General features: G+C 38.7%; 26 protein-coding genes and 4 tRNA genes. 10 read left to right on the top strand and 20 right to left on the bottom strand.

The features are described from left to right. Positions 1-25: 25 nt before the first annotated feature. From gmk to bfr, 6 genes are all read left to right on the top strand, one after another. On the top strand, positions 26-646 hold the full coding sequence (gmk, locus tag AS4_RS01730; protein ID WP_034617459.1) for a guanylate kinase: 621 nt from the start codon (positions 26-28) through the stop codon (positions 644-646). 121 nt (positions 647-767) lie between these two features. Next, a complete protein-coding gene (rpoZ, locus tag AS4_RS01725) occupies positions 768-1,049 on the top strand; it encodes a DNA-directed RNA polymerase subunit omega (RefSeq protein WP_004718302.1) in 282 nt (93 codons plus the stop codon). A 479-nt stretch (positions 1,050-1,528) separates the two neighbouring features. Next, a complete protein-coding gene (locus tag AS4_RS01720) occupies positions 1,529-3,640 on the top strand; it encodes a RelA/SpoT family protein (protein ID WP_096732769.1) in 2,112 nt (703 codons plus the stop codon). Positions 3,641-3,733: 93 nt separating this feature from the next. Further along, the gene (locus AS4_RS01715) at positions 3,734-4,117 is read left to right on the top strand and encodes a RidA family protein (protein WP_004718306.1); all 384 of its coding nucleotides are present in this window, start codon (positions 3,734-3,736) and stop codon (positions 4,115-4,117) included. 187 nt (positions 4,118-4,304) lie between these two features. Beyond that, positions 4,305-4,499: a bacterioferritin-associated ferredoxin gene (locus AS4_RS01710; RefSeq protein WP_004718308.1), complete on the top strand. Its 195-nt coding sequence runs from the start codon at positions 4,305-4,307 to the stop codon at positions 4,497-4,499. Positions 4,500-4,816: 317 nt separating this feature from the next. Then, a complete protein-coding gene (bfr, locus tag AS4_RS01705) occupies positions 4,817-5,281 on the top strand; it encodes a heteropolymeric bacterioferritin subunit Bfr (RefSeq protein ID WP_096732767.1) in 465 nt (154 codons plus the stop codon). A gap of 112 nt (positions 5,282-5,393) precedes the next feature. Here bfr and AS4_RS01700 read toward each other — a convergent pair whose 3' ends face one another. The 17 genes from AS4_RS01700 to tpiA all read right to left on the bottom strand — a co-directional run bounded on the left by AS4_RS01700 (position 5,394) and on the right by tpiA (position 19,579). Further along, the gene (locus AS4_RS01700) at positions 5,394-7,043 is read right to left on the bottom strand and encodes an O-antigen ligase family protein (protein WP_096732765.1); all 1,650 of its coding nucleotides are present in this window, start codon (positions 7,041-7,043) and stop codon (positions 5,394-5,396) included. Positions 7,044-7,097: 54 nt separating this feature from the next. Then, complete coding sequence (locus tag AS4_RS01695; RefSeq protein ID WP_197724423.1) at positions 7,098-7,445, bottom strand: pilin; 348 nt, start codon at positions 7,443-7,445, stop codon at positions 7,098-7,100. 1,055 nt (positions 7,446-8,500) lie between these two features. Then, positions 8,501-8,878: a prepilin-type N-terminal cleavage/methylation domain-containing protein gene (locus AS4_RS22145; RefSeq protein ID WP_096732762.1), complete on the bottom strand. Its 378-nt coding sequence runs from the start codon at positions 8,876-8,878 to the stop codon at positions 8,501-8,503. Positions 8,879-9,079: 201 nt separating this feature from the next. Beyond that, the gene (locus tag AS4_RS01685; RefSeq protein WP_096732760.1) at positions 9,080-9,646 is read right to left on the bottom strand and encodes a TPM domain-containing protein; all 567 of its coding nucleotides are present in this window, start codon (positions 9,644-9,646) and stop codon (positions 9,080-9,082) included. After that, a complete protein-coding gene (locus AS4_RS01680; RefSeq protein ID WP_096732758.1) occupies positions 9,640-10,767 on the bottom strand; it encodes a TPM domain-containing protein in 1,128 nt (375 codons plus the stop codon). The genes AS4_RS01685 and AS4_RS01680 overlap by 7 nt, the downstream gene beginning before the upstream one ends. An 84-nt stretch (positions 10,768-10,851) precedes the next feature. After that, entirely contained in the window at positions 10,852-11,442 is a 591-nt protein-coding gene (locus tag AS4_RS01675) for a LemA family protein (RefSeq protein ID WP_004718326.1), read from the bottom strand. Between the two features lie 85 nt (positions 11,443-11,527). Beyond that, positions 11,528-12,367 (bottom strand): tetratricopeptide repeat protein, encoded by an 840-nt coding sequence (locus AS4_RS01670; RefSeq protein ID WP_096732756.1) that lies wholly within the window; start codon positions 12,365-12,367, stop codon positions 11,528-11,530. A 117-nt stretch (positions 12,368-12,484) separates the two neighbouring features. After that, a complete protein-coding gene (locus tag AS4_RS01665) occupies positions 12,485-12,880 on the bottom strand; it encodes a ribosome-binding factor A (protein WP_004718330.1) in 396 nt (131 codons plus the stop codon). Further along, a complete protein-coding gene (infB, locus tag AS4_RS01660) occupies positions 12,880-15,588 on the bottom strand; it encodes a translation initiation factor IF-2 (RefSeq protein WP_004718332.1) in 2,709 nt (902 codons plus the stop codon). The genes AS4_RS01665 and infB overlap by 1 nt, the downstream gene beginning before the upstream one ends. Positions 15,589-15,598: 10 nt before the next feature. Further along, on the bottom strand, positions 15,599-17,083 hold the full coding sequence (nusA, locus tag AS4_RS01655; protein WP_004718337.1) for a transcription termination factor NusA: 1,485 nt from the start codon (positions 17,081-17,083) through the stop codon (positions 15,599-15,601). Positions 17,084-17,117: 34 nt separating this feature from the next. Continuing rightward, complete coding sequence (gene rimP / locus AS4_RS01650; protein ID WP_004718339.1) at positions 17,118-17,642, bottom strand: ribosome maturation factor RimP; 525 nt, start codon at positions 17,640-17,642, stop codon at positions 17,118-17,120. 202 nt (positions 17,643-17,844) lie between these two features. Beyond that, positions 17,845-17,921 (bottom strand) — tRNA-Met (locus AS4_RS01645). A 100-nt stretch (positions 17,922-18,021) separates the two neighbouring features. Next, positions 18,022-18,098 (bottom strand) — tRNA-Met (locus AS4_RS01640). A 76-nt stretch (positions 18,099-18,174) separates the two neighbouring features. Continuing rightward, a tRNA-Met gene (locus AS4_RS01635) sits at positions 18,175-18,251 on the bottom strand. Positions 18,252-18,295: 44 nt separating this feature from the next. Continuing rightward, a tRNA-Leu gene (locus AS4_RS01630) sits at positions 18,296-18,380 on the bottom strand. A gap of 53 nt (positions 18,381-18,433) precedes the next feature. Beyond that, positions 18,434-18,775, bottom strand: a complete 342-nt coding sequence (secG, locus tag AS4_RS01625) for a preprotein translocase subunit SecG (RefSeq protein ID WP_034613616.1) — start codon at positions 18,773-18,775, stop codon at positions 18,434-18,436. A 9-nt stretch (positions 18,776-18,784) separates the two neighbouring features. After that, a complete protein-coding gene (gene tpiA / locus AS4_RS01620; RefSeq protein WP_096732754.1) occupies positions 18,785-19,579 on the bottom strand; it encodes a triose-phosphate isomerase in 795 nt (264 codons plus the stop codon). A 277-nt stretch (positions 19,580-19,856) separates the two neighbouring features. Here tpiA and pilB point away from each other — a divergent pair, with 277 nt between their 5' ends. From pilB to coaE, 4 genes are read left to right on the top strand one after another with little or no spacing between them, the layout of a single operon-like run. Further along, a complete protein-coding gene (gene pilB, locus AS4_RS01615) occupies positions 19,857-21,569 on the top strand; it encodes a type IV-A pilus assembly ATPase PilB (protein WP_096732752.1) in 1,713 nt (570 codons plus the stop codon). 27 nt (positions 21,570-21,596) lie between these two features. Then, positions 21,597-22,826, top strand: coding sequence for a type II secretion system F family protein (locus AS4_RS01610; protein WP_096732750.1), 1,230 nt, complete (start codon positions 21,597-21,599; stop codon positions 22,824-22,826). Between the two features lie 5 nt (positions 22,827-22,831). Next, positions 22,832-23,713, top strand: a complete 882-nt coding sequence (locus tag AS4_RS01605; RefSeq protein WP_171478414.1) for a prepilin peptidase — start codon at positions 22,832-22,834, stop codon at positions 23,711-23,713. Positions 23,714-23,739: 26 nt separating this feature from the next. Then, entirely contained in the window at positions 23,740-24,339 is a 600-nt protein-coding gene (gene coaE / locus AS4_RS01600; protein WP_096732748.1) for a dephospho-CoA kinase, read from the top strand. A gap of 68 nt (positions 24,340-24,407) precedes the next feature. Here the strand turns inward: coaE and AS4_RS01595 are convergent, their stop codons facing one another. The 3 genes from AS4_RS01595 to ppnP all read right to left on the bottom strand — a co-directional run bounded on the left by AS4_RS01595 (position 24,408) and on the right by ppnP (position 26,584). After that, positions 24,408-25,319: a DMT family transporter gene (locus AS4_RS01595; RefSeq protein WP_096732747.1), complete on the bottom strand. Its 912-nt coding sequence runs from the start codon at positions 25,317-25,319 to the stop codon at positions 24,408-24,410. Positions 25,320-25,357: 38 nt separating this feature from the next. Next, positions 25,358-26,113: a 23S rRNA (guanosine(2251)-2'-O)-methyltransferase RlmB gene (gene rlmB, locus AS4_RS01590; protein ID WP_096732746.1), complete on the bottom strand. Its 756-nt coding sequence runs from the start codon at positions 26,111-26,113 to the stop codon at positions 25,358-25,360. Positions 26,114-26,260: 147 nt separating this feature from the next. Further along, positions 26,261-26,584 (bottom strand): pyrimidine/purine nucleoside phosphorylase, encoded by a 324-nt coding sequence (gene ppnP / locus AS4_RS01585; protein WP_004718357.1) that lies wholly within the window; start codon positions 26,582-26,584, stop codon positions 26,261-26,263. Between the last annotated feature and the right edge of the window lie 97 nt (positions 26,585-26,681).

Here is a 26,681-nt window from a genome sequence, read left to right as displayed (position 1 = left end):
ATTTTATCATATCAGGAAAAATATCATGTCGGGTCTATTGTTTGTCGTTTCTGCGGCATCAGGAACAGGCAAAACATCTCTCGTTAAAGCGCTACTTGAGCGTGTGAGCAATTTACACGTTTCAGTTTCACATACGACTCGTGGTCAGCGACCTGGCGAACTCGACGGTGTTCATTATCACTTTACCTCTAAAGAAAACTTTCTCGATCAAGTCAATCAAGGTGGTTTTATTGAGTATGCAGAAGTTTTTGGTAATTATTATGGTACTGCGCAAGCAACTGTAAAAGACCAATTGGCAAAAGGCCATGATGTGCTACTTGAGATCGATTGGCAAGGTGCTGAGCAAGTTCGTAAACTTTTTCCTGAATCTAAACAAATTTTCATTCTTCCTCCAACGCAGTTTGATTTACGTCAACGTCTCTCAAATCGTGGCACAGACTCTGTTGAAGTTATTGAACATCGCTTAAGTTGTGCAGTGGAAGACATGCAACAATATGTCAACTTTGAATACATCATCATCAATGATGATTTCAATAAAGCGTTACATGATTTGGAATCTGTTATTAATGCCAATCGCTTAAAAATAGATCAACAGGCAAATCGTCATCAGGCTTTAATTACCAAATTGATTACACCACAATCTTAGATCTAAATACTTATGATCTAAATGCTTTCTAAATAAGCTTCGATTAAAACTTGAGTCTATGATGAAAGCATTTTATACTGCACAGTCTATTTAAAAAATTTGTATTCAAACGAGAATTCTTATGGCACGCGTAACCGTTGAAGATTGTTTAGACCATGTGGACAACCGCTTTGAGCTTGTACTAGTGGCAAGCAAACGCGCGCGTCAATTGGCACGTCAAGGCATTGAACCGACTGTTGAGTGGGACAATGATAAGCCGACTGTTGTTGCATTACGTGAAATTGCGATTGGTCATGTGACTAAAGATATCTTGAAGCAACGTGATCAAGATTACCAAACGTCTAGTCTTGACCTTGCTTTATCAGCAAACAATCTTAATCTTGAAGGTTTTTCTTTCCAATAAGCCAGGGTCTGTTGACAGTTCGTCTATGTTTGCGACTACGCGTGTTTTTTAGGCGATACAAGGCACGAGATATGAGATTTAGTCATTCTAAATAAGTAGCTCGTAACGACGTAGCGGCAAAAACACACTAGTCCTGAAAGGTTGTGGCTAAAATTATCTCAGTCTGCGTTATGAAACTCGAAAATAGTCTCGCTATTCTCTTCATTTCATGCCTTGCCTGCTCAATTTTAGCCTACAACGCAAGCCATTTATGAAATATCAACAGCCCCAGTGCCTTTGAAAAAAGCCTAGTTTTTCAACTAGGCTTTTTTATTTCAATTATTTTGCAAAAAGTTTTGCCAATCAATCGACAAAATTCAAAATATTTGTTAAAAAAAATAGATATATTTGATGTCTAGAAATTGACAAGCGGCTCAATATGCTTTTCATTAAAGCATTAGGAAAAATATTTCAAATTTGTAATTTAAGATAGGTGTTCTATGCCAGGCCAACAGGTCAGCCAATCCAAGCAACAGTTGAATGTAATTATCGACGCGTACTTAAAACCAAGTGATGTCGAGCGAGTACTTGTGGCTTGTGATTATGCTGATATTGCGCATGATGGTATTACACGTAAAAGTGGTGAACCCTATATTTTACACCCGATTGCGGTGAGTTGTATCTTGGCACATATGCGTATGGATGCCGAAACGCTCATGGCAGCCTTATTGCACGATGTGATTGAAGATACAGACTTTACCAAAGAAGATATCACTGAAAAATTTGGTAAAACCGTGGCTGAATTGGTCGATGGGGTCACCAAACTGAGTCATTCCAGCGATAAAGAATATAATAAAGCTGCGTCTTTCCGTAAAATTCTTCAAGCTACCCTACAAGACCCCCGTGTCATTATTATCAAACTCGCCGATCGTTATCATAATATGACGACTCTAGGTGCTTTACGGCCAGATAAACGTGCACGCATCGCACAAGAAACTTTTGATATCTTTGTTCCTATGGCACGGCTTGTAGGTATGAACGAGATGGCGGATAACTTAGAACATCTGTGCTATCAAAACCTAGATCTCGATATGTACAATGATGTACAAGAAAATTTACTCAAAACAAAACCTGAGCGCTGTAAATATCAATCGGTTTGGGAACAAAACTTAGCTGAGTTGCTCAATAACTATAATATTCAAGGGCGCATCAAAAAGAAAAACAATAATATCGAACTGTTACGCCACTTTGTAAAAAATGAAATCGACTTACAAGAGCTCACCCATAGCCATGCTTTTGAAATTGTTTTACAAAGCATCGCGGATTGTGACCGCTTGGTCGATGCCTTACGTGAAAATTTCCAAGTCATCGACTATGAAGACCATATTCGTCGCCCATTACCAGGCGGAAATCAGTCTTTAATGATCAAACTCAAAGGTGAACGTACCACGTTGTCCTTAACCATTCAAACCGAGTTGATGCGTAAAGCTGCGCGCTTTGGTGTGGTCCTCGGTGAAAATGCGCCACAAGCTTGTCGCTCTGCGATTCAAGCATCGATGAAGAATTTAGATCTTCTTGTCGGTGGTGAATGTGCAAAAACCACATTTAGCGATCTACTTGATTATTTACATCAAGAAAAGATCTGGGTCTACACCCCACATGGTCAGCTACATGAATTACCACAAGGCGCCACAGCCGTTGATTTTGCGTATTCTGCGAGTTTATTTTTAGGCAACCATGCGGTGGGTGCTAAAATTAATGGTGAAATTAAACCACTTTCAACACCTTTAGTCAGTGGTCAGGTGGTTGAAGTCATTACCGATGTATTGGCAACGCCAAACCCAGACTGGTTAAGCTTTATTAATACCCAAAAAGCGCGCCGTGCGATTCAAAATATCTTGCGAGATCAAGATCCAGATGAACAACGCCTAGTGGGACAACAAGCGCTCAACCGTGCTTTAAAACTGTTTAATCGCTCGACCAAAGACTTATCCGAAGCGGATTGGAAAGATCTATTAGAGTGGCGCCATGTGCCCGATAAAGACACTTTATTTGAGCAAATTGCAGTGGGAGACCTACTACCACAACTGGTCGCCAACCATTTATTTGCCCAATCTAAAGCCACTGAAGAACATGCTTCAAATCGCCTCATCCAAGGTACAGATGGTGTCGATGTAAAATATGCACACTGTTGTAACCCAGTCTTGGGAGATCCTATTCAAGGACATTTATCCCGTCGTGGCTTAATTGTGCATCGTGCACGCTGTCATAACTTATTGCATGAACAACATTTACATCCTGAAAATATCATGTCTTTACAGTGGACATCGGAAGAAGAAGAAGATGTGAACTTTAATGCTTATTTGAGTATTGATCTTATTTTAACCGATGAACAAATTTCAGAATTGATTTACTTATGTCGTAAAGCAAAAACTGGGGTTGAATCAGTACGCTCTCATGAAGATAAAACCTATGTGAATATCGTGGTGAATAATCGTAAACAAATTGCACAAATCATTCGTGAATTACGTATGCAATTTGGTTTTCCTCGTATTAGTCGAATGTCTATGCCAGTTTCAATTAATGAGACGCTAAAAGCAAAAGCGTGCTAAATTAAGACCTGTAATGTTTATCGATAATCTTCGATGCACTTTGCATGCCATTCATGCTTTATGATGAAATGATTTGAAATCAAGGAGAAATCAATGTCCCGCCAAGTGATCCATACTGAAAATGCCCCTGCTGCAATTGGTACTTATTCACAAGCCATTTTAGTAGACAACACATTATATCTTTCAGGGCAAATTGGCTTAGATCCATATAGCATGGAATTGGTTGAAGGCATTGAAGCACAAATTCGACGTGTTTTTGATAATTTAAAAGCAGTCTGTGAAGCTGCAGGCGGCTCTTTAGCAGATATTGCAAAGCTCAATATTTTTCTTACCGATTTATCCAATTTTCAATTGGTCAACCAGATCATGGGCGAATACTTTGCTCAACCTTATCCTGCACGTGCAGCATTAGGTGTTGCCTCTTTACCTAAAAATGCATTGGTTGAAATGGATGGTATCGTGATTATTCCTCAATAATATCAGCAAAAACTAATTGTTTGATTTTAAATAAATAAAAAAAATAAACTAAATACTACCGATCAGGTGGTATTTTTTTATTCAAAAAGCCAATAAAGATTAATGAGATTTCAAATGAATTTCATTGACAAATGATAACAATTATCAATAATATTAGATATCGCATTTAACCTTAGGGTTGAGTTTCATGTACGTTTGTTTATGTCGTGGTATTACAGATCAAGATATCAAAGATGCAATGGCAAATGGTGCAGAGAGCTACCGTGAAGTACGTGAATTATTAGACTTAGGCACGTGCTGTGGTCGCTGTGCCCCTGAAGCAAAAAGCATTATCAATGAAGAACTATCGCTGATTGCAGCACGTATTTCTGTTGCCGCGTAGTTTTGTTTTAAAAATTCAAACATAAAAATAAGTTCAGATTTATAACGACAATAAATAAGTTTTTAATGATCCCCAGATCATTCTCCTCCCCCGCTTCGACTCAAAGCGGGTTCGTTTTTTTAATCAATCTCTTTTAGCCAAAACGACATCCCTATTGTTTTTGATTGCGATTTTCATTTGCCGTTCCATAAACTACTCGTAACCCTGCAAAAAGTTGATTAATATAGAGCCATATCAAATTACCTTAATCATTAAATTTCAATGACTCAGTTTAAATTCACGTTAAGGTAAAAAAATTAGAATGGAGTTTTAACCATATGCAAGGCAATCGAGACGTAATTAATCAGCTCAATCAAGTGCTTTATCATCATTTGACGGCGATTAACCAATACTTTTTACACTCGCGTATGTTTAATGATTGGGGAATCGAAAAACTTGGTTCGGCTGAATATAAAGAATCTATTCGGCAAATGAAGCATGCGGATAAGATCATTGAACGTATTCTTTTCTTGGAAGGTTTACCGAATCTTCAACATTTAGGCAAGCTATACATTGGCCAGCATACAGTTGAGGTTTTAAACTGTGATGTACGTAAAGTAAAAGAAAACATTGATGCATTAAAAACAGCAGTTGCACTCGCAGAAAGCAACTTAGATTATGTGACTCGTGATCTTGTTCAAGAAATTCTTGAGAAAGAAGAAGAGTTTTGGGATTGGACAATCACCCAACTGGATCTAAGCGAAAGTGTTGGTATCGAAAATTATATTCAAAGCCAACTATAATTTTGAAAGATCACAAAAAATCCCCCTAATTGATTGGGGGATTTTTTATTGCATTTCAAAATGTGGCAATGCAAAAAGTACAGTCATCAAAATGCACTTTTATTAAATGGCATTATTTTCCCACAACAGATACAGGCAATAGATCCTGATACATCTTGTCTTGTCCATGCAGTGTCTTCAGAATCCATAACTGATGTTCAGCCTCAACTTTTTTACCATTAAAAGCCAAAACCTGTGCATATTTTTGAATATCATAGGCTGACGCTAAGTTCGCCACCATACGCCCCATATATTGCAACTGCTGATCCGACATTTTGCTATATGGATTTAAGCCAATCCACCAGACACGTTCTTTAAATTGCGTCAGTAACAAAATATCTTGATTCATCACTGCTTGCTGTGAAGCACTTAATGGTGTTTTCTTATTTACAAATACACTTTGTTGACGGTATAAAATATAGTCTCGATAAATCACCCCTACCAAGACCAAACCAATCACAATAATACTGACCGTAACCGAAGACGTTAAATTCACTGTAGGCAAACGAGGATACTGAGCTTGGATGATTCCCAATAAAAAACCTAAAGGAAGTAAGAAATATGCATAGTGAATTGGATATTCCAATAAAGCATGAATCAAAATGGCGCAGACCATCAAACCTGCTGCAATTGAAACTGTATCTTTAATGCCTTTATTTAACCAATACAACCAACATGCCATATAAACAATAATCAATCCACCAACTGGGATACCATTCCAAATCAGTAAATCCAAAATCACATTATGTGCCGTTTTATACCATTCATGTGATGGATATAAATCAAAAGCGGCGATTTGCGCCATCCCTGTTTGGTTCCAGCCATAACCAAACCACGGCTTTTCTGAAATCGCGACTAAGGCTTGATTCCACATATCTAAACGGAGATAACCTGATGTTGCTCGCTCAACAACTGAAGACGTTTGCGTCACTTCTTGGGTTGATACAGACACAATCCACTGATTCAGCATTGGCAAGCATGTAATCAATGCAATAAACACACCAGACCATGCGAGCAATTTTACAAACCCAAAACGCTTAGTTTGACCGAATTGCTTGATGGTCAAATAAATCAATGTGAACAAACATACTACCCAAGCAGTCCTTGATTGAGTCAGCGCAATGGTCAATAGAAAAATAAATGTTGATGGTCCGAGTATGTAATTTGGCAGTATTTTCTTTTCATAAAAGTATAAACATGCAAATACCCCCATACAGATAAACGTCGCCAGATTATTCGGCTGGGCAAAGTTTGCATAGGGACGATTACCATTTAGCAAATTAACCAATGGTCTAAAATATTCGTTTACGCCTAACCACTGTGTCATTGCGATAAAACTTGAAAGCATCGCACCCGTAAAAACCACAAGGCTAAATACTTTAAAGACTTGTTCTCTTTGTCCCTTTTCACCTACTGCCAAGTTATAACCAACAACCAGCATCAACCAAAACATCGCAATATAGGCTGTACAAAGCAATGCATTACTTAAATATAGAATCTCGCCAAAGCCCCATTGTATCAATGGGATTACCAATACAGGCAATATAAGCAGTTGCGGTTTTGGAATTTTTAAATCTTTATTTAGAAAAGCACTGAGTAGCACCAAAGCTGATAGAAAAGTAAGTGCTTCACTACCAAAGGTTGTCCAAGGCATTTTATGGATAGGTAAAAGCCATGCAAGTAAAAGCAATACGGCTGAAAGAATGTAAGGAATGGCTTTCATAGGAAAAGTGAAAAGAAAAACTGAGCCTATTATAGCGTTTCTAACATTTTTTGTTTAAGGAATGATTGTACAGTTTGCGCCTTTGCTTAAATCACAACGAATATCAACTGCTGTCGAGTTTTTACTTTTTGCTTCAATCATCAGACTTGTTGTTAACTCATTCCATGATGAAGCATCTGTAATATTAGAACAAGAATGATAAATCGGCTTTTGCGGATGTGTCTCTGGAGTTTGGTCATATAATAAATAATATGTATCATTAGCATACGACTTGGTTTCAGCTAAACATGCTTTAATCTGAGCATTTTTAACATAAGTTAAATAACTTGGAATACCAATGGAAGCGAGAACTCCAATAATTGCTATAACTATCATTAATTCTATAAGAGTAAAACCTTTCATAGTCAGCACTTTCAACTTAAATATTTTTATCATTATTATTTTATATTAAGTAAAAAATTATCGTTAAATTAATTTTAAAATAGCAAATTAAGAACATAAAATGACAAATTTGGTCATAAATTATCTTCTTTGTAGTTGATTACATCCAACCTTATACATACAAAAATTCAAACATAGTTAACATCTATATAACTTAAGTTTAATCGTCAAAAATTATATAAAAATGATAATTTATCTATTTTAGATAAACTATTTTATTGCTAGTTAAAAACCGTCTTACTTCAGAAACCTATCACAAAAACGGATTCAACACTATTATTTAAAATAAATGAGCAACCAACAAATATTCTTACAAGCAAACTTTGCTCAATCAAGAAAGTATAAAGAGAAATCTGACTAGAACATTTAATGAATCTCTAAATGTAAATTAGAGATAACGATTGTATCACTATGACTATTCAATACAACTTCACAGTAAAATTCTATTTTAATTATAGCTATGAGGTTTGTGCAAAGCCTTATCAAGTTACTCAAAAAAAATTGGATTACACCAGATGATATGGCCATTTATAGCAATAGATAAACAATATACCTTGCTAATAATCAAGTTAATAATCATCGTTTATTTTAAACAGTTGATCAATATTTAATACTTAATTTTTTCATCTTAATTTTTGATTATATTTTCCTATAAAATTTAAATTCAGATTTATATTTTTTCTCAAAGCATAATTTTGAGCAATTTTTCATTAAAATCTGTTGAATATCCCATAAATCAGATTGTGCTAGTATTTTTTCCATATCTAACTATATTCACTGCAATTAGTAAAAATCTAACATGTGAAGTTTATTCATCACCATCATTTGAACAAATCACTTAAGATCAAAATATTTTGATTAATCAATTTACTTTTCCAATAATGAAATTAGTTCTCAAACCAAATGTTTTTCATCTATTTCCATAACTTCGAAAAAAAATAAAAAAGCCCAACGAAATATGTCGGGCTTTAAAAAAATACTAACTTTAAGTCAATACTTATTTTCAAATATTAATATTATGGCTTAGCAACTACTGAACAAGATGCACCTTTCGACAAATCACAAGTGATCTCACCGCCAGTACCTTCTTTTGCTGTAGTTTTAACTGTTCCGAGTGTTGTAGCATCCGTAATAGCAGAAACTTGATCATCAGGCACAGCATTACAGTTTTTAGACTCAGCAAAAGATGGCTTATCTTTAGCCACGCGATTTGGATCTACAGCCCAAGTATATAAATTATTTGCAAAGCCTTTAACCTCTGACATACATGCGCCATCACGAGATTTTTTCGTATAGTTTTGATAAGCAGGAATCGCAATCGCAGCAAGAATACCAATAATTGCAACAACGATCATTAATTCGATAAGGGTAAAACCCTTTTGAACTGATTTCATAACATTTCTCCAATGTTTTAAAAATTTTTATAGCTTTTAGAGCAATTTATATGGCTGTTCTTTTTTGTGGAAAAAATCAACAACCGATCGAGACTCTTTGATTTTAGAGAGAATGTAACGCTTTACAAGTTTTTTTTTTCCACTTATATTTTTACGTAATTATACGTAAAAAAGTGACATTTATTGTCACCAAAAACCAGACTAATTCACAATGATTGGATTATTTGTTAACTCATTAACATTGGCAACCTGACCATATTGGTTACCGTAAAATGAATTTAAAATTTGACCAACCTCTAAGACACCATTGGTGACCGCAGTTCGATAATTTTTGTTTTTTAACTCTGAAATCATTACATCACAAATCTGTTGCCATATTTGTTGCGTTGTTGCTTGATAAATACCACGATCTATCACAATTTCGACAGTCTTTTCACACAAGTTCAAATACAGTAAAACACCACTATTATACTCAGTATCCCACACACCCAGTTCAGCAAATAATTGCTGCGCTCTGAGACGTGTATTTTGGTGATAGGCCTGATGACTTGGAATATGCCCCTCAATCACCACTTGTATTTCGCCGACATGCCCTTCTTCAGCTTGTTTTACAGTTTGTGCAATGGCGTGTTGATCTTGCTTTGAAAAATAACGTTTCGATGCAGGCATATATAAAACGTGTTTTAACCAACGTTTTAAGCTGGGTTGTACCTGTTCTTGTAACTTCGGTTCAGTTACAATTGCTGTTGTATCTGTTTTTGTTACCATGAGCCTGATGCTCCTCCACCGCCGAAACCACCACCGCCGCCACTATAGCCTCCTCCACCACCGAAACCGCCCCCTCCACTGCTTCCACCACGCCCACCACCAGATAAAAACATTTGGAAAATCAGTTGAGCCAGTGAGGTAATCAACAAAAAGAATATACCAAAACCCAAAACCAGACTCATCACAATCCCTGAACCATAAATAAGACCTGCAGCGGTTGCTGTCACACCCGCAACTGCTGCACTTAAACGATTACCCACAATAAATGATGCAAAGATACCTATCACCAAAATCACCATCGCAGTGGTTAAGGTTCGATCCTTGGCCTCTTGTTCTTGCAGTGCTTGGGTTTGCCGCGCTTTTAGCTCATCTGCGGCTTGTTTGGCAATTTCAGGGTCAAGATTTAAAATACGCTCAATCTCATTGACACCTGCCTGTAAGCCCTGAGCATATTGCCCTTGTTTAAAATCGGGTGTAATTTGATTGCGTATAATTCGACTAACCATAATGTCAGGAAGTACACCTTCTAAACCATAACCTGTTGCAATATGAATTTTTTGATCATTGATTGCGACTACAATCAATAAACCATTGTCTTGTTTTGCTGAACCTAACTTCCATTGCTCAGCAACACGCATTGCGAAATCAAAAATACCTTCTTGCCCCGTGGTTGGGACAATGATGATGCCGATTTGCGCTTTGCCTTGGCGATATATATCACGAATTTGTTGTTCTAAATTTTGCTTTTCAGCTGCAGATAAAACCTTGGCTTGATCAACGACAGGCTGATTCAGTGTGGGAATATTTCGAGTAGTTTCACCCTCTGCCATATCATTGGCAACTGGGGGTACGTTTTGTACGGGACTTTGAGGTACTTGTTGTGTAGTTGGCGTTTGATTTGTTTGGTTTTGAGTATCTGGTGGTTTTGAACCAATCACATTGGGTAAATTGGCATTGGGAACCACTTTGCCCAAAACAATCGCATCTTGTGCCTCTTGCTCATCTGTGGCTGTCGCAGTTTCAGCCCAGACACTCGATTGAATAGAAAGTATCAGTCCAAGAAATACAAATAATATTGTACTCATGTTTTTCATTACTGATTTTTCTCGCCATTCAATCATAGTTCACCTTTTATTTAACAATGAAAATATTTATATCCTATCTTTTTCAGCATGCTTTAAAGACAGTGAAATGAAATTACATCATTAATTAAAATTAACTGTTGGCGCTTTAGATGCACCCGCTTCAGCACTAAAGTTTGGTTTGGCTTTCATACCAATCACTTTAGCGGTCATTGCTTGAGGGAATTGACGTACATAAGTGTTGTAATCTTGGACAGATTCTACATAACGTGTACGTGCAGTACTGATACGGTTTTCCGTACCTTCCAATTGAACCTGTAAATCACGGAATTGTTCATTGGCTTTTAAATCTGGATAATTTTCTGTCACCGCTAAAAGTCGCGATAACGCACCCGTCATTTGTGATTGTGCTTCTTGGTATTTTTTAAACAATTCAGGATCATTCAATACTTCTTTGTCTACTTTTAAACCTGCAACATTGGCACGTGCTTCAGTCACTTCAGTTAAAACCTTTTCTTCATGCGTTGCATAACCTTTGACGACATTGACCAAGTTAGGCACTAAATCTGCACGACGCTGATATTGGTTTTCAACTTCAGACCATGCTGCATTTACTGACTCATCTTTGGCTTGCAAAGTATTATAGCCACAACCTGAAAAAGCCAAGGTACTTGCTAGTGTGAGTGCAACTAAACCTTTTTTCATTGAATTCATTGCCAATTCCTCAGAGATATTTATTTGTATTTGTTGATATCTCTGCATTCTATACAGTTTAAGGCAAAGTTTTGTTTAATTTCTGCTACCCAGCCAAAGACAAGACAATTAAATTTTTGAATATTTGATAGGCATTGATAAAAAATGCTTTAAAGCGAAACCATTTTGAATGTTGAAAATAATCTAAACGTGCCTCAATTAATTTCGGATTGTGATAGCCGATATCTTGAGCGCGCCGATACAGCAGCTCTACCGTATCATCCGTCAAGTTATAATTCAGCATTTCAATATTGGCCATATTAAAAATAATTTGCGCACTGATTGGATCACGCTTTACAAACCTTAGGCGCTGATCCATTTGAGTTTGACTATGTAATAGGATTTTGTCTAAATCGTAATGTTGCTTTTGAAATTGTACAGTTTTAACCTTTGCCTTTGGTTCGACTGCTTGACCAAAATCCAATCCTAAAACATCGTGGTTTTGAATCCATGTCGAATTTTTTTGTTGTTGGATTTTCGCATCTAAAATTTTGACATGAATCCATTCACTGCCATGATGAATATTTGGATCACGTTGAATCCCTTGCTCAATCCAGTACTTGGCTTTTTCAGACTGCCCAGCCAGTTCATATGCTGTCCCTAGATTCGCAGCAGTTTTTGCTAGATTTGGGTGTGATTTTTCAATGTGTTTAAATATTTTTATCGCTTGATCAAATTGATGTGCATAAATCAGCAAGACCCCATAATCATTTAAATCCTCAATAGATTTGCTCTTAGGAAAATCACCTTGCGCCAGTTGATTTTGAGCCGTTTGCAGATCTAACCTGTTAGAACCTAACTCAAGAACATAATTATTGATACAGGCATGGCTTGCAACAGACAGCACGGACAGTCCAATCACAGGGATATAAAATTTTAGCTTCATCTTGTTATTCTCATTTGAATTATTTAAAAAAATTAACTTAGAATTTAATAATACTTTAAAAATATAGAAAAGACATAAAGAAGCCACCCTAAGGTGGCTTCTTTATTTCAATTACTTTTATTCTTCGTCTTTTTGCTCAGGTAAATCTTTCACTGCTTCTGCGATTAGACCAAACATATAGTTACCATAGGCATTGGTTTTATCGTAATGAAAGCGCAAACGCGGAGTTACACGCGTTTTAATACGACGACCTAATTCGTGGCGTAAAAAACCAGATGCTTTATTTAAAACATCTAACGTTTCTTTATTTGCCGCTTCACTTTGCTCATCGCCCAGTTCACGCCCCATCACAGTAACGTAAACTTCCGCATAACCCAGATCTGGACTGACTTTCACTGCAGAGATGGTCACCAGACCACCTAAGCGTGGATCTTTAAGCTCTTGGCGGATCAGTTCTGACAACTCACGTTGTACTGTATCTGCCATACGCTTAAGACGTTGACTACCCGCCATTAAAGACTCCGTTTAATCAACTGAACATCATACACTTCGATTTTATCAAGTGCTTTGATGTCTTTATAACCTTTCACTGCAAGACCACATTCCATACCGGCACGAACTTCTTCAACCACCTCTTTATAGCGACGAAGAGATTCAAGCTCGCCTTGGAATACCACAACATCATCACGTAGTACACGGATTGGTTTATTACGATGTAATACACCTTCGAGTACCATACAACCCGCAGCAGCACCAAACTTACTTGAATGGAATACTTCACGAACTTCTGCAACACCCAGAATTGTTTCACGGTGTTCAGGAGCAAGTTTTCCGCTCATTGCTGCTTTCACATCATCAATAAGTTGATAGATGATTGAGTAGTAACGAATGTCGATACCATCTGCATCTGCTTTTTGACGTGCGGTATTGTCTGCACGTACGTTAAAGCCAAGAAGAACCGCTTCTGAAGATTCAGCAAGGGTCACATCAGACTCAGTGATTGCACCAACGCCTGAACCAATGACGCGTACTTTAACTTCGTCAGTTGCAAGATCAGCAAGTGCAACATGTAGCGCTTCCAAGGTACCACGTACATCAGTTTTAAGAACAACATTTACAATTGGCACATCTTTTTTGCCCATTGATGCCATGATGTTCTCAAGACGCATTGCACTTTGACGTTCAAGACGTTTTTGACGCTCACGATCCATACGCGCATCGGCAACTTCACGTGCTTTTTTCTCGTCATTAACAACAAGAACTTCATCACCTGCCATTGGCGCTTCTGGAAGACCTAAAATTTCAACTGGAATTGAAGGACCTGCAGATTGAATACGTTGACCATTCTCATCGGTCATTGCACGAACACGGCCGTAAGATGCACCTGCAAGAACCAAGTCACCTACTTTCAATGTACCGTTTTGAACAAGGATAGACGTTACCGCACCACGGCTATTGTCTACACGTGCTTCAATTACAACACCTTGTGCAGCACCTTCTTCAGACGCTTTCAACTCTAACATTTCAGCTTGAATTGAAATCAAATCTAGAAGTTCGTCGATACCTTGACCTGAGTGTGCTGAAACCATTGCAACTGGTACATCACCACCCCATTGTTCAGGCACGATTTCTTTGGTTGTCAATTCATTCAACACGCGATCTGGATCAGCTGATTCTTTATCCATTTTATTGATTGCAACAATAATTGGAGTACCCGCAGCACGCGCATGGTCAATTGCTTCCGCAGTTTGTGGCATTACACCATCATCCGCTGCAACAACAAGTACCACGATATCAGTCGCTTTGGCACCACGTGAACGCATTGCAGTAAATGCAGCATGTCCAGGTGTATCAAGGAAAGTAATAATTCCTTTATCCGTTTTAACGTGATAAGCACCAATATGCTGTGTAATTCCACCCGCTTCGCCTTGTGCAACTTTGGCACGACGAATACGATCAAGTAACGATGTCTTACCATGGTCAACGTGACCCATGATCGTCACAACTGGCGCACGTGTTGTTTGTGCACCACGCGCTTCTTCTGCTGCTTCAAGTAGGTTATCTTCAGCTTGTGTATCAGATACACGTACTGGGTTGTGACCCATTTCTTCAACAATCAATGCTGCAATTTCTTGCTCAATGGCTTGGTTCTGAGTAACAAGCTCACCCATTTTCATGAGTGATTTAATCACTTCACGAACTTTAACTGCCATTTTTGCTGCAAGATCTGCAACAACAATAGTTTCACCAATTTCAACGTCATAAACTTGCTTTTTAACTGGTTTTTCAAAACCATGTTTATTGGCTTGGCTGGTTTTTAAACCACGTTTATGCGGATTATGGCTGAAAGATTGCTCTTCCTGACCACGACGACCACCTTTTTTAGGAGAACGTGTATTTGCAGTATTGGTACCACGTTTGATTTCACGGTCTTCTTTTGCAAATGAATCTTCATATGCTTGACCAACCAAACCAGCAGCCAACGGTGAATCATCAACGACACGAATCGTTGTCGTTGTTTCATCAGAAGAATACTTAGACGCCATTTGACGCATTTGCTCAAGGGTCCGTTGTTGTGCTTCTTCTGCTGACTTACGACGAGCTGCTTCTTCAGTCGCTTTCAGTTGTGCTGCTTGAGCTTCACGGGCACGTTTCTGCTCAGGGGTTTCAATGGTTTTTACGGTTGCTTTGGTAATCGGCTTATTGGTCGATTTACGCTTTACAACAACAGCTGCTTTTGGTGTTTCTTTCGCAGCAGTTTGCTGTTTTGCAGCAGCACGCATTTTTTCTAAATTCGCTTTCGCTGAACTTTCAGTTTTTTCAACGCCACTCACTACAGTATTTTGCTGTACTTTTTGAGTTGACGTCACTTGAGCATTTGCTTGAGCTTTCGCCAAAGCTTCTGCTTTGATTTGTTCAGGGTCTGGCTTAGTAAACGTATGTTTCTTACGAACTTCTACATTAATTGTCTTCGCTTTACCTGAAGTACTCGCAACTTTAGCTGTACTTGTCGTTTTACGTTTCAACGTGATTTGTCCTGCTTGTCCCGTATCTTGACCATGCGCTTTTTTCAAATGGTTCACGAGAACATCTTGCTGTTCAGTAGAAATTTTATCTTCAGCCTGTTTTTGTGGCAATCCAGCTTCACGCACCTGATCAAGGAGCTTTGCAACAGGAAGTCCTACGCTGACCGCTAACTCTTGAATTGACTTATCCGTCATGTATTACCTCCTAGTTAAACCATGATTCACGTGCTTTCATAATCAATTGACCTGCTTTCTCAGCGCCTAAACCGTCGATATCAGAGATATCATCCGTTGCTTGGTCAGCTAAGTCATCGATTGTTACCACACCACGTGCCGCTAAAGCATGCGCAATTTCAGAAGTCATTCCTTCCATCGCAACAAGTTCTGGACTTGGGTCCTGAATATCTTCTTGTTGCTTTAACGCATCAGCTAAAGCTGCTTCTTTTGCACGACTTTGTAGCAATTCAACTGTATCTGCATCTAATTCGATTTCATCGAAAGTTTCTGCAGGTACATAAGCGATTTCCTCAAGTGAGGTAAAGCCCATTTCTACTAAAGCCATTGCAAGATCTTCTTCAATATCAAGACGTGTTACAAACATGTCTAAATACTGTTGAGCTTCATTTTGTTGACGAGCACGGTACTCATCTTCAAGCATCATATCTAATTTATAGCCCGTAAGCTCTGATGCTAAACGGACGTTTTGACCTTGTGAACCAATTGCTCGCGCAAGTTGATCGCTGGTTGCAAAAATAATGTCTGCTGTACGCGCATCTTCATCAATCACAATCCCAGATACATCCGCAGGCTCTAAAGCACTGGCAATATATTGAGCAGGATCATCAGACCACACCACAACATCGATACGTTCACCATTTAACTCAGATTGTACCGCTTGGATACGTGTACCACGCATACCAATACATGCACCGACTGGATCAATACGATGATCGTTGGTTTTAACCGCAATTTTTGCACGTACACCTGGTTGACGCGCTGCTGCTTTAATTTCAATGATTTCTTCAGAAATTTCAGGAATTTCTTTTTTCATTAATGCAATCAGCATTTCAGGTTTAGCACGTGACAACAAGAGTTGTGCACCACGACCTTCACGGTTCACATTGTAAAGAATTGCATTCATACGCTGTTTAGGGCGCAGAATTTCTTTAGGAATCATTTCTTCACGCGCTAAATACGCTTCTGCATTATCACCCAAGTCAATGATGAAGCCATCTTTGGTTTGTTTTTTCACTTCACCATAGATCAATTCACCGACTTTAGCTTCATAAGCATCCGCCACTAAAGCACGTTCAGCTTCGCGAATTTTTTGCACAATGACTTGTTTGGCAATCTGCGCTGCAATACGACCAAAATCAATTGATGGTACTTCTAACTCACGGATATCACCAATTGACCATTGAGCAGGATCAACATCAGAAATCGCATCTTGACATGCTGGCATTTCATGATCTTCATCAGCAACAACTTCCCATTGACGGAAAGTGCTGTAATCACCTGTTTTACGGTCAATTTCTACACGTAACTGAGCTTCTTCCGAATTCGTTCCTTCGTAGAATTTCTTTTTCGTCGCTGCAACTAAAGCCTGTTCAAGCGCTTCAAAAATTGCTTCACGACTTACACCTTTCTCATTACTAACCGTTTCAACGACGGTGAGAATTTCACGAGCCATAAGTCACCTATTTATTCAGATTTCTATTTCTGGATTAATCCTGAAAGATCAAATTCGCTTTGTCTATATTGTTGCTATCGATCTCAAGTACTTGCTGTTTTTCAACTTCGACTTGAATGAATTCATTTTCTAAATCTACAGCAATTAATTTTGCTTGGAATTTACGGCGATTTTCAACTGCAGCAATCAAACGCAATGCAACTTGTTGTCCGATGTATTTTTCTAACTGTGCCAACTGGAAGAATGGGCGATCCCAACCTGGTGATGATACTTCTAAAGCATATTCACCTGAAATTGGATCATGTACATCTAATATTGCACCGACTTGCTGAGTCACACGTACACAATCTTGTACGCCAATACCACGACCCAATTCTGCTTCACCATCTTCATTGATTGTTGGTTCAGCATTTTCCACAACGTCTTTGTCGATATAAATACGCAATAAAGAACGCTTACCTTGAGGAATAAATTCGATTCCCCAAAGTTCTACATCACAAGCTTGCACTGCAGGAGTGATTAGATCTTGAAGTGCTTGAGTTTTATTTGATAGCTTCATTTACTCTCGTCATATTTGTGCGATTCAATCGCTCATCGGACTAATTCAAACTTACTATAGTGAAGCATGTCTTTTTGACCAATTGATGTCCACACTACACGATAGCCAATAAAAAAGGGCGTAATCGCCCCTATTATCGCACAGTAAACCGAAGTTCACTATGCAAAAAAGACCCACCTATCTGTGAGCCCTTTTAGAAACTTGGTAGCGGGAGCTGGATTTGAACCAACGACCTTCGGGTTATGAGCCCGACGAGCTACCAGACTGCTCCATCCCGCATCAGCGTTGCAAAATTATACACAAGAAATTTATTTTTTTCAATCTATCATTAACCGATACATTGAATTTCTTGCTTGATTAAGTTGCACCTTAATCAAAATGGTAGCGGGAGCTGGATTTGAACCAACGACCTTCGGGTTATGAGCCCGACGAGCTACCAGACTGCTCCATCCCGCAACAACACTGCAAATTCACACATCATCTCAATTATTCAACTTAGATGATCTTTAATTAAGTTGCATCTTAATTAAATTGGTAGCGGGAGCTGGATTTGAACCAACGACCTTCGGGTTATGAGCCCGACGAGCTACCAGACTGCTCCATCCCGCATCAATGTTTTTTCAGCTGCTAACACCAACAATCTGGTTCATTGTTGGTGCGGAAGGGGGGACTTGAACCCCCACGCCCGAAAGCACTACCACCTCAAGGTAGCGTGTCTACCAATTCCACCACCACCGCAGCTGTGACGCATTCTAGTCGCATCATTCAGAAAAAGAAAGAACTAAATGGCATTATTCGCCAGTTTTTGGTGCAGTTGGTGAAGTTTCACCCGTATTGGCTGGTGCAGCTGGTGCCGTTTGAGAACTGGTCTGTACAGATTTTAAACCATACGCATCTGAAGTTTGTTTTTTAGCAAATACCGCTAAACTTAAACTGGTGATAAAAAACAAAGCCGTCAGAATCGCAGTTAAACGAGTTAAAAAGCTTGCAGAACCTGAAGCACCAAATACTGTTGCAGCACCGCCGCCACCAAATGATGCACCTGCATCTGCACCCTTACCATGTTGAACGAGGATAAGCCCGATCATCAAAACGGCCAAGATGATATGTACAACCAGCACAAATGTATGCATGCTGAACTCCTATTCTTCTGTTTTAGCAAATGCTTGAGCAATTTTATAAAATGACTCAGCATTAAGTGATGCACCACCAACCAGCGCACCGTTGATATCTGGACAAGCAGCTAACTCTACTGCATTTTCAGGTTTGACACTACCGCCATACAAAATCGCGGTATGTTGAGCTTGGGCCGTAATTTGAGTTAAACCTTCACGAATTTTTGCATGCATTGTCTGGGCATCTTGTGGAGAGGCTGTTTTACCTGTTCCAATCGCCCAAATCGGTTCATAGGCAATCACAATATTGTGCCATTGTTCTACTTTTACAACTGCTGCGAGATCGCAAATTTGTTGTAAGACCACCTGCTCTGCCTGCCCTGCTTCACGTTGTTCTAAGCTTTCACCTACACAATAAATCACTTGAAGCCCAACACTTAAAGCATTTGATAATTTTGCTTTAATTTTTGCAACATCATCGCCAAAAATTTCTCGACGTTCTGAGTGCCCAATCAACACATAATCAATCTGGCTGTCTTTGAGCAGTTCAGCACTCACTTCGCCGGTATAAGCGCCTGTGCCTGCCATTTGAGAAAGATCTTGTGCGACAACTTTGACTGGTGAATCTGCATCTTTAAGTAATTTTTGCACAGACAGTAATGCAATAGAAATAGGCGCAACACCAATATGACATTGTTGTTCTGTAATCGGTGATTGTTGTAAATACTGATTTAAATCTTGAATGAGCTGTTGCGAATTCGCTTGCATTGGGTTCATTTTCCAATTGCCGACAACCCAAGGAGTAATAGTCGAACCCGACATACATCTAACCTTTTATCGAAAATGTGCACATTCTACACGGAATTTATATTTTTAAAGTATTTTTTCTTTATCAATTCAGTCATCTCATTTAAAGTTATACATTAATATAAAGCAAAGAAACATAAATCATTTCAAAGATAATGCTAAAAAGCCTGATTGGCTCAAGTTATTTTCAAATATGTTTCTATAAAAAATACGTTTAATTCTAGATATTTCTAAGGATCATCGTATAATTTTCGTATTCAAATTATAAAATGAAATTTAATGTGTTTTGGGGATGTCTATGCAAAATGGTTCACCTAAGTTTTCGGGGTATATCCGTCGCTTAGTCGACGAAGGTTTTTTATCTGCCCAGCAAATGAAAGATGCGCTGAGTAACGCTCAAAAAAATAAAGTGAGTATCGTTGCCTATCTCAGTGAAAAATTAAATATACCACCATTGATCATTGCTGAAATGATCTCCGAAGAATTTGGAGAGCCCATTTTTGATTTGGACAGCTTTAATCCTGAAATGCTGCCCAAGGAGCTTATTGACCCAAATTTAGTTAGCAAACATAAAGTGATTCCTTTGGTTCAACGCGGCAATATTTTATACGTTGCCACCAGTGATCCAACCAATATAGAGGCGCTAGATGCTATTCGTTTTAACTGCGGTTTAAATATTGAACCAATTATTGTTGAACATCATAAATTAGAAAAATATTTAGAAAAGCACTTTACAGTAGAAGAAAGCTTTAATTTTGGTGATGAAGATTTTGATGTTGATGTCATTGCCACTGATGACACACCGCCATCAGAAGATGATGACGAAGCATCTGAAGAAGAAGCACCTATTGTTAAATATATTAATAAACTCTTGGTTGATGCAATTCGTATGGGTGCATCAGATTTACACTTTGAACCTTATGAAAAAAGTTATCGGGTGCGTTATCGTGTAGATGGTGTACTGAGAACCATTACCAATCCCCCCTTACAATTGGCAAGTCGTTTGGCCTCACGTTTAAAAGTGATGTCTAGAATGGATATTTCAGAAAAACGTGTTCCACAAGATGGTCGTATTAAGTTAAAACTCTCAAAGACCAAAGCCATTGATTTTCGTGTGAACTCATTACCGACATTATTTGGCGAAAAATTGGTACTGCGTATTCTTGATCCTTCCAGTGCCATGTTGGGTATTGATGCGCTAGGTTATGAGGAAAAGCAAAAAGCATTATTTATGGAGGCCTTAGAAAAACCTCAAGGCATGTTACTGATCACAGGACCAACAGGTTCAGGTAAAACAGTTTCTCTTTATACAGGTTTAAATATCCTCAATACAGAAAGTTCAAACATCTCCACTGCTGAGGATCCTGTTGAAATTAACTTGGAAGGGATTAACCAAGTTAACGTCAATCTCAAAGCAGGCCTCAGCTTTTCAGTCGCACTGAAATCATTCCTACGTCAAGATCCAGACATTATCATGGTCGGTGAGATTCGAGACCTTGAAACTGCGGAAATTGCGATTAAAGCTGCTCAAACAGGTCATATGGTGATGTCTACCCTACATACCAACAGCGCACCTGAAACATTGACCCGTTTACGTAATATGGGTGTGCCTTCATTTAACATTGCCACTTCAGTCAATCTTGTGATTGCGCAACGATTGGCAAGACGTTTATGTAATCATTGTAAAGCACCTGTTGAAATCCCTAGACAGAGTCTGTTAGAAATGGGCTTCACTGAACAAGATTTAAGCAACCCCGATTTACAAATTTTCCAACCCATAGGATGTAGTGAATGTCGTGAAGGCTATAAAGGTCGTGTCGGTATCTATGAAGTGATGAAAGTAACACCTGAAATTTCAAAAATTATCATGGAAGATGGCAATGCGCTTCAAATTGCAGCGGCATCGGAGAAATTGGGGTTTGATAATCTAAGACGTTCGGGTTTAATTAAGGTCATCAATGGCTTAACTTCTTTACAAGAAATTAACCGTGTGACCAGCGAATAAATATAATCAATATTCAAGGAAATTATGATGGCAGCTAAAAAAGCTCAAATGATGCCTACATTTGCTTATGACGGGGTTGATCGTAAAGGGATCAAGGTTAAAGGGGAATTACCTTCACGTAATATGGCACTTGCAAAAGTTACCTTACGAAAACAAGGGATCACCATTAAAACCATTCGAGAAAAAAAGAAAAATATTCTTGAAGGTTTAATGAAAAAAGGCATTTCCACTTTAGATATTACCATTTTTACTCGTCAACTCGCCACGATGATGAAAGCAGGTGTGCCTTTAGTGCAAAGTTTTGAAATCGTTGCAGAAGGACTAGAAAACCCCTCAATGCGTGAAATCGTATTGGGGATTAAAAGTGAAGTTGAAGGGGGGAATACCTTTGCTGGTGCATTAAAAAAATACCCTCGCTATTTTGATAGCTTGTTTTGCTCACTAGTCGAATCTGGCGAACAATCGGGCGCCTTAGAAACCATGCTCGATAGGGTGGCAATTTATAAGGAAAAGAGTGAACTTCTTAAACAAAAAATTAAAAAAGCCATGAAATATCCAATCTCGGTCATCGTTGTTGCGATCATTGTTACCATTATTTTAATGGTTAAAGTTGTCCCTGTCTTTCAGGACTTATTTAGCTCTTTTGGTGCAGACCTCCCCGCATTCACTCAAATGGTGGTCAATATGTCCAATTGGATGCAAAAATATTGGTTTATTCTAATCCTATTTATCGCTGTTGTAATTACTGCTTTTTTGGAAGCAAAAAAACGCAGTAAAAAATTTCAGGATTTTCTAGACCGAACAGCACTTAAAATGCCTATTTTTGGCGATCTAGTCTATAAAGCCATCATTGCACGTTATAGCCGCACCCTTGCCACAACATTTGCGGCTGGTGTACCGCTCATCGAAGCTTTAGAATCAACAGCAGGTGCAACCAATAATGTGGTTTATGAACAAGCAGTAATGAAAATTCGTGAGGATGTAGCCACTGGGCAACAACTTAATTTTGCCATGCGTGTCACCAATAGATTTCCTTCTATGGCCATTCAAATGGTCGCTATTGGGGAAGAATCTGGTGCATTGGATGCAATGTTGGATAAAGTTGCAACACATTTTGAAAATGAAGTCGACAATGCTGTGGATGGCTTAACCTCAATGATGGAGCCGTTAATTATGGCTATTTTAGGCATACTTGTGGGTGGCTTAGTCATTGCAATGTATCTGCCAATCTTCCAAATGGGATCAGTGATTAGTTGATAATGATGAACATGCTCAATGATTTATTAAATTTTCTGATTCAATCACCAATAGCACTCTATCTGACTGTTGGTATTTTAGGGTTATGTGTTGGTAGCTTTTTAAATGTAGTCATTTACCGTACTCCCAAGATGATGGAAAAAGAATGGCGACAGGAATGGCATGCAGAATGCCAATTACTGGCAGGCTCACAACAGATTGTGATTGATGAAGAAAAACTCAGTCTCAGTCAACCAGCCTCTACCTGTCCCAAATGTAAAACCCCAATTCGCTGGTATCAAAATATTCCCATCATCAGTTGGTTGGTTTTAAGAGGCAAATGCGCTTCGTGTCAAAACCCGATTAGTATTCGTTATCCATTGGTTGAGCTTTTAACTGCGGTGTGTTCATTAACAGTCGTTGCTGTTTATGGCCCCACTTTAGAAATGGTTTTTGGTGTGCTACTGACTTGGGTGCTGATCACGCTTACTTTTATTGATTTTGACACTCAATTACTCCCAGATCGTTTTACCTTAACCTTAGCTGCAATAGGTTTAGGTATTAACTCATTTCATCTCTATACAACAGCAAGTGCTGCAATCTGGGGTTATATTATTGGTTTCCTGTGTCTTTGGATTGTCTACTATCTATTTAAAATAGTGACAGGCAAAGAAGGCATGGGCTATGGTGACTTTAAGCTTCTTGCTGCACTTGGCGCTTGGATGGGGCCCTTGATGTTACCATTAATTATCCTACTGTCTTCTGTAGTGGGTGCGATCATTGGTATTATTTTACTTAAGATTCGTAAAGAAAATGTCCCTTTTGCCTTTGGTCCTTATATTGCAATTGCAGGATGGATTGCATTTTTATGGGGTGAGCAAATTATGAAAGTATATTTAGGTCAATAATTTCAACACAGTATTAGGAATGCGCAATGACGTTTATCTTGGGTTTAACAGGTGGAATTGGTAGCGGTAAATCCGCAGCAAGTCAATGGTTTGAAACCCAAGGGATTACAGTTGTTGATGCAGATATTGTTGCAAGAGAAATTGTTGAAAAAGGACAACCCGCGCTTCAAAAAATTAAAGAGGTTTTTGGGGATTGGGTACTATTAAGCAATGGTGAACTTGATCGTCGTGCATTGAGAGAACATATTTTTAAAGACCCATTAGCACGGCAACAACTTGAATCGATTACTCATCCTGCGATTCGCGCTGAGATTATTCAACAATTACAAGCAGCAACCAGTCCTTATGTAATTTTGGTTTCTCCCCTGCTTTTTGAGACCAACCAACATGAACTCACCCAGCGCGCTCTACTGATTGATGCCAGTGAAGACATGCAAATCTTACGCGCTGCACAACGAGATGGCCAATCCATCGAACAGATTCAGAAAATTATTGCGGCACAGATGCCGCGTAACAAAAAGCAAAAATTAGCAGATGATATTGTGCTCAATGATGGGCATATTGATCATCTATATGCGAAATTAAAGTCTTTACATCAACAGTATCTAAAACAGGCACAGCAGTAAATTGTGTCTCTCATCATTTTAAAATAGATTTTTATCAATCAGTTTTGTATCCATTTAACCTGATTGATCTATTTCTTCTTATCTAACTGCTTTTGCAAACTGTCTTTATGTGTAAACCAACGCCAAGGCTGTAAAGCACCAATGCCCATACCAATCAAGCCGCACAGCATTGCAAGGCTTATCGGTTCATTTAACAAGGGTACGGCGATTATTGCGGCAATAAAGGGCGCAAGTGTGACGATACTGCCTGTTTTAAAAGCACCTAACCGTTTAATTGCTTCGACATAGGCCAAAGTCGCAATGATCACCACAAAAATACCGTGAAACAACGTTTGCATAACCAAATGTGGTGTGGACACTTGATCTAAATGCTTAGGTAAAAACAACAAATAAATCGGGACATAAACGATCGCCGACCAAATCGCAACACCTGCCATGGCGTGCCATGCGGAAAGTTGCCATTGACGCAGTAATACGGTAAAAGTCCCCCACCAAATTGCACTGATAAAAAACAGTAAATCACCAATACCAAAAGCAACGCCTGTTTCGCTATACATCAAAAAACTCATCACAGAAATCGCAGAGAGCATGATGATTAAACTGATCCATATATGTTTATCAAATGGTTGGCGATACAGTAAAAACCCAGCCAAAGCTGTACACAATGGAATACAGCCATTTAAAAAAATGGCTGCATGTGCCGCAGTGACAAAGTGAAATGCAGTATATGACGTCAAACAATAGGCAACACCGCCAATCATCGCCAAAATAAAAGGTTGTTTGTTAAATAGAAAAGCAGTGTCTTTTTTATAGATTAAAATCGGCATCAGAATACAAAATGCCAAAGAAAAGCGTAATGCTGTGATATCCCATGGACTGATATGCCAAATTGCATTCAGTCTTGAGGTAATTGTAAAACCTCCCCAAATACACATTGTAATGGCGACATACATGTAGCCTTGGGTACGGGAGGTCATCATGTTGCTTCTCTAATCTTACCGATACAATTTAAACTCAATCATTCACTTTGTTGACGTTGACGGCACGCTTCATACAACGCCATACCAGTAGCTACACTTACATTTAAACTTTGTAAGTTTCCAGCCATCGGGATAAATACAGTTTGATCACATTGCGATTGGGTAATTGGACGCAATCCAGTGTCCTCAGCGCCCATCACCACACATACTGGTGTTCCTGTAAAATCAAACTTCTGAATAGGCAGTGCCTTTTCATCGAGCATAGTACCCACCACACGAACATTATAATTTTCTTTGATTTGTCCAAGCGTGCGCGCCAAATTGGTGACTTGAATAAACTTCACCTTTTCAGCACCGCCTGCTGCAACTTTACGTGCAGTCGGAGTCAATGTTGCCGCACGGTCACGCGGAACAATCACCGCTTCTACACCCATAGCTGCCGCTGTACGGATACATGCGCCTAGATTATGCGGATCCGTGATATGGTCTAAAGCCAACAATATAGGTTGTTGGCTTGACTCTAAAAGCTGATCTAAATCTTTTTCATTTAATACAGGATGTGGGCGAACAGCTGCGACCACGCCTTGGTGAAAAGGTTGACCTGCCAACTTTTCCAAGCTATCACGACTTGCTTTTTGGACACTGATTCCAAAAGGCTCTGCAAGTTGGAGAATGCGCTGTAAACGCTGATCATCACGACCTTTTAAGGTAAATAAGGTTAAAACACGTTCAGGTTCTAACTCCAATAATGACTCCACTGAATGAACGCCATAATAATATTCGGACTTCGCCATGAACAACCTCATTAACAACATGATGATAGAAATGAAAAATCCTGCAAAGCCAACTTTACAGGATTCTATTTGATGCTTTAGTTTAACCGATTTCGCTTAAAAATTCTTTGCCTAATTTAGTGTCTACTTTAAGCAAAGCTTTTTTCATTAGCCTTCTAAATGGCAAACGTAGTCTAAAACGTCATCCGTTTCAATTTTAAAACGACTATTACCAGGCACATAGAATGACTGACCTGCGCGGAACAACTCACTTTCTTCACTGTCTGCGATTTTAACGCGACATTCACCAGAAATAATTTCCATGCGTTCAGGCACATGTGTTTCAAATGTTAAAGCTTCTTCTGTTGGAAGAATGACCCCTAAAGTCTTTTTGGTTCCGTCTTCAAACTGCACAGTGTGGCTAATACATAAACCGCCAAAATATACATTAGATTTTTTAACTACTGATACATGATCATACTGAGCTGACATGCGTATTCTCCAGATAATGCGCATTTATAAAAATTATGTTCGATGTAGTTTAATGTTGCTCCGCAAACTAATCAATCTATGTTTTTAAGGTTAAGCT

This window comes from Acinetobacter guillouiae, assembly GCF_002370525.2.
GTDB classification, from domain to species: Bacteria; Pseudomonadota; Gammaproteobacteria; order Pseudomonadales; family Moraxellaceae; genus Acinetobacter; species Acinetobacter guillouiae.
The sequence above is the reverse complement of the archived record's forward strand: the minus strand, read 5'-3'. Positions and strand labels throughout refer to the sequence as shown.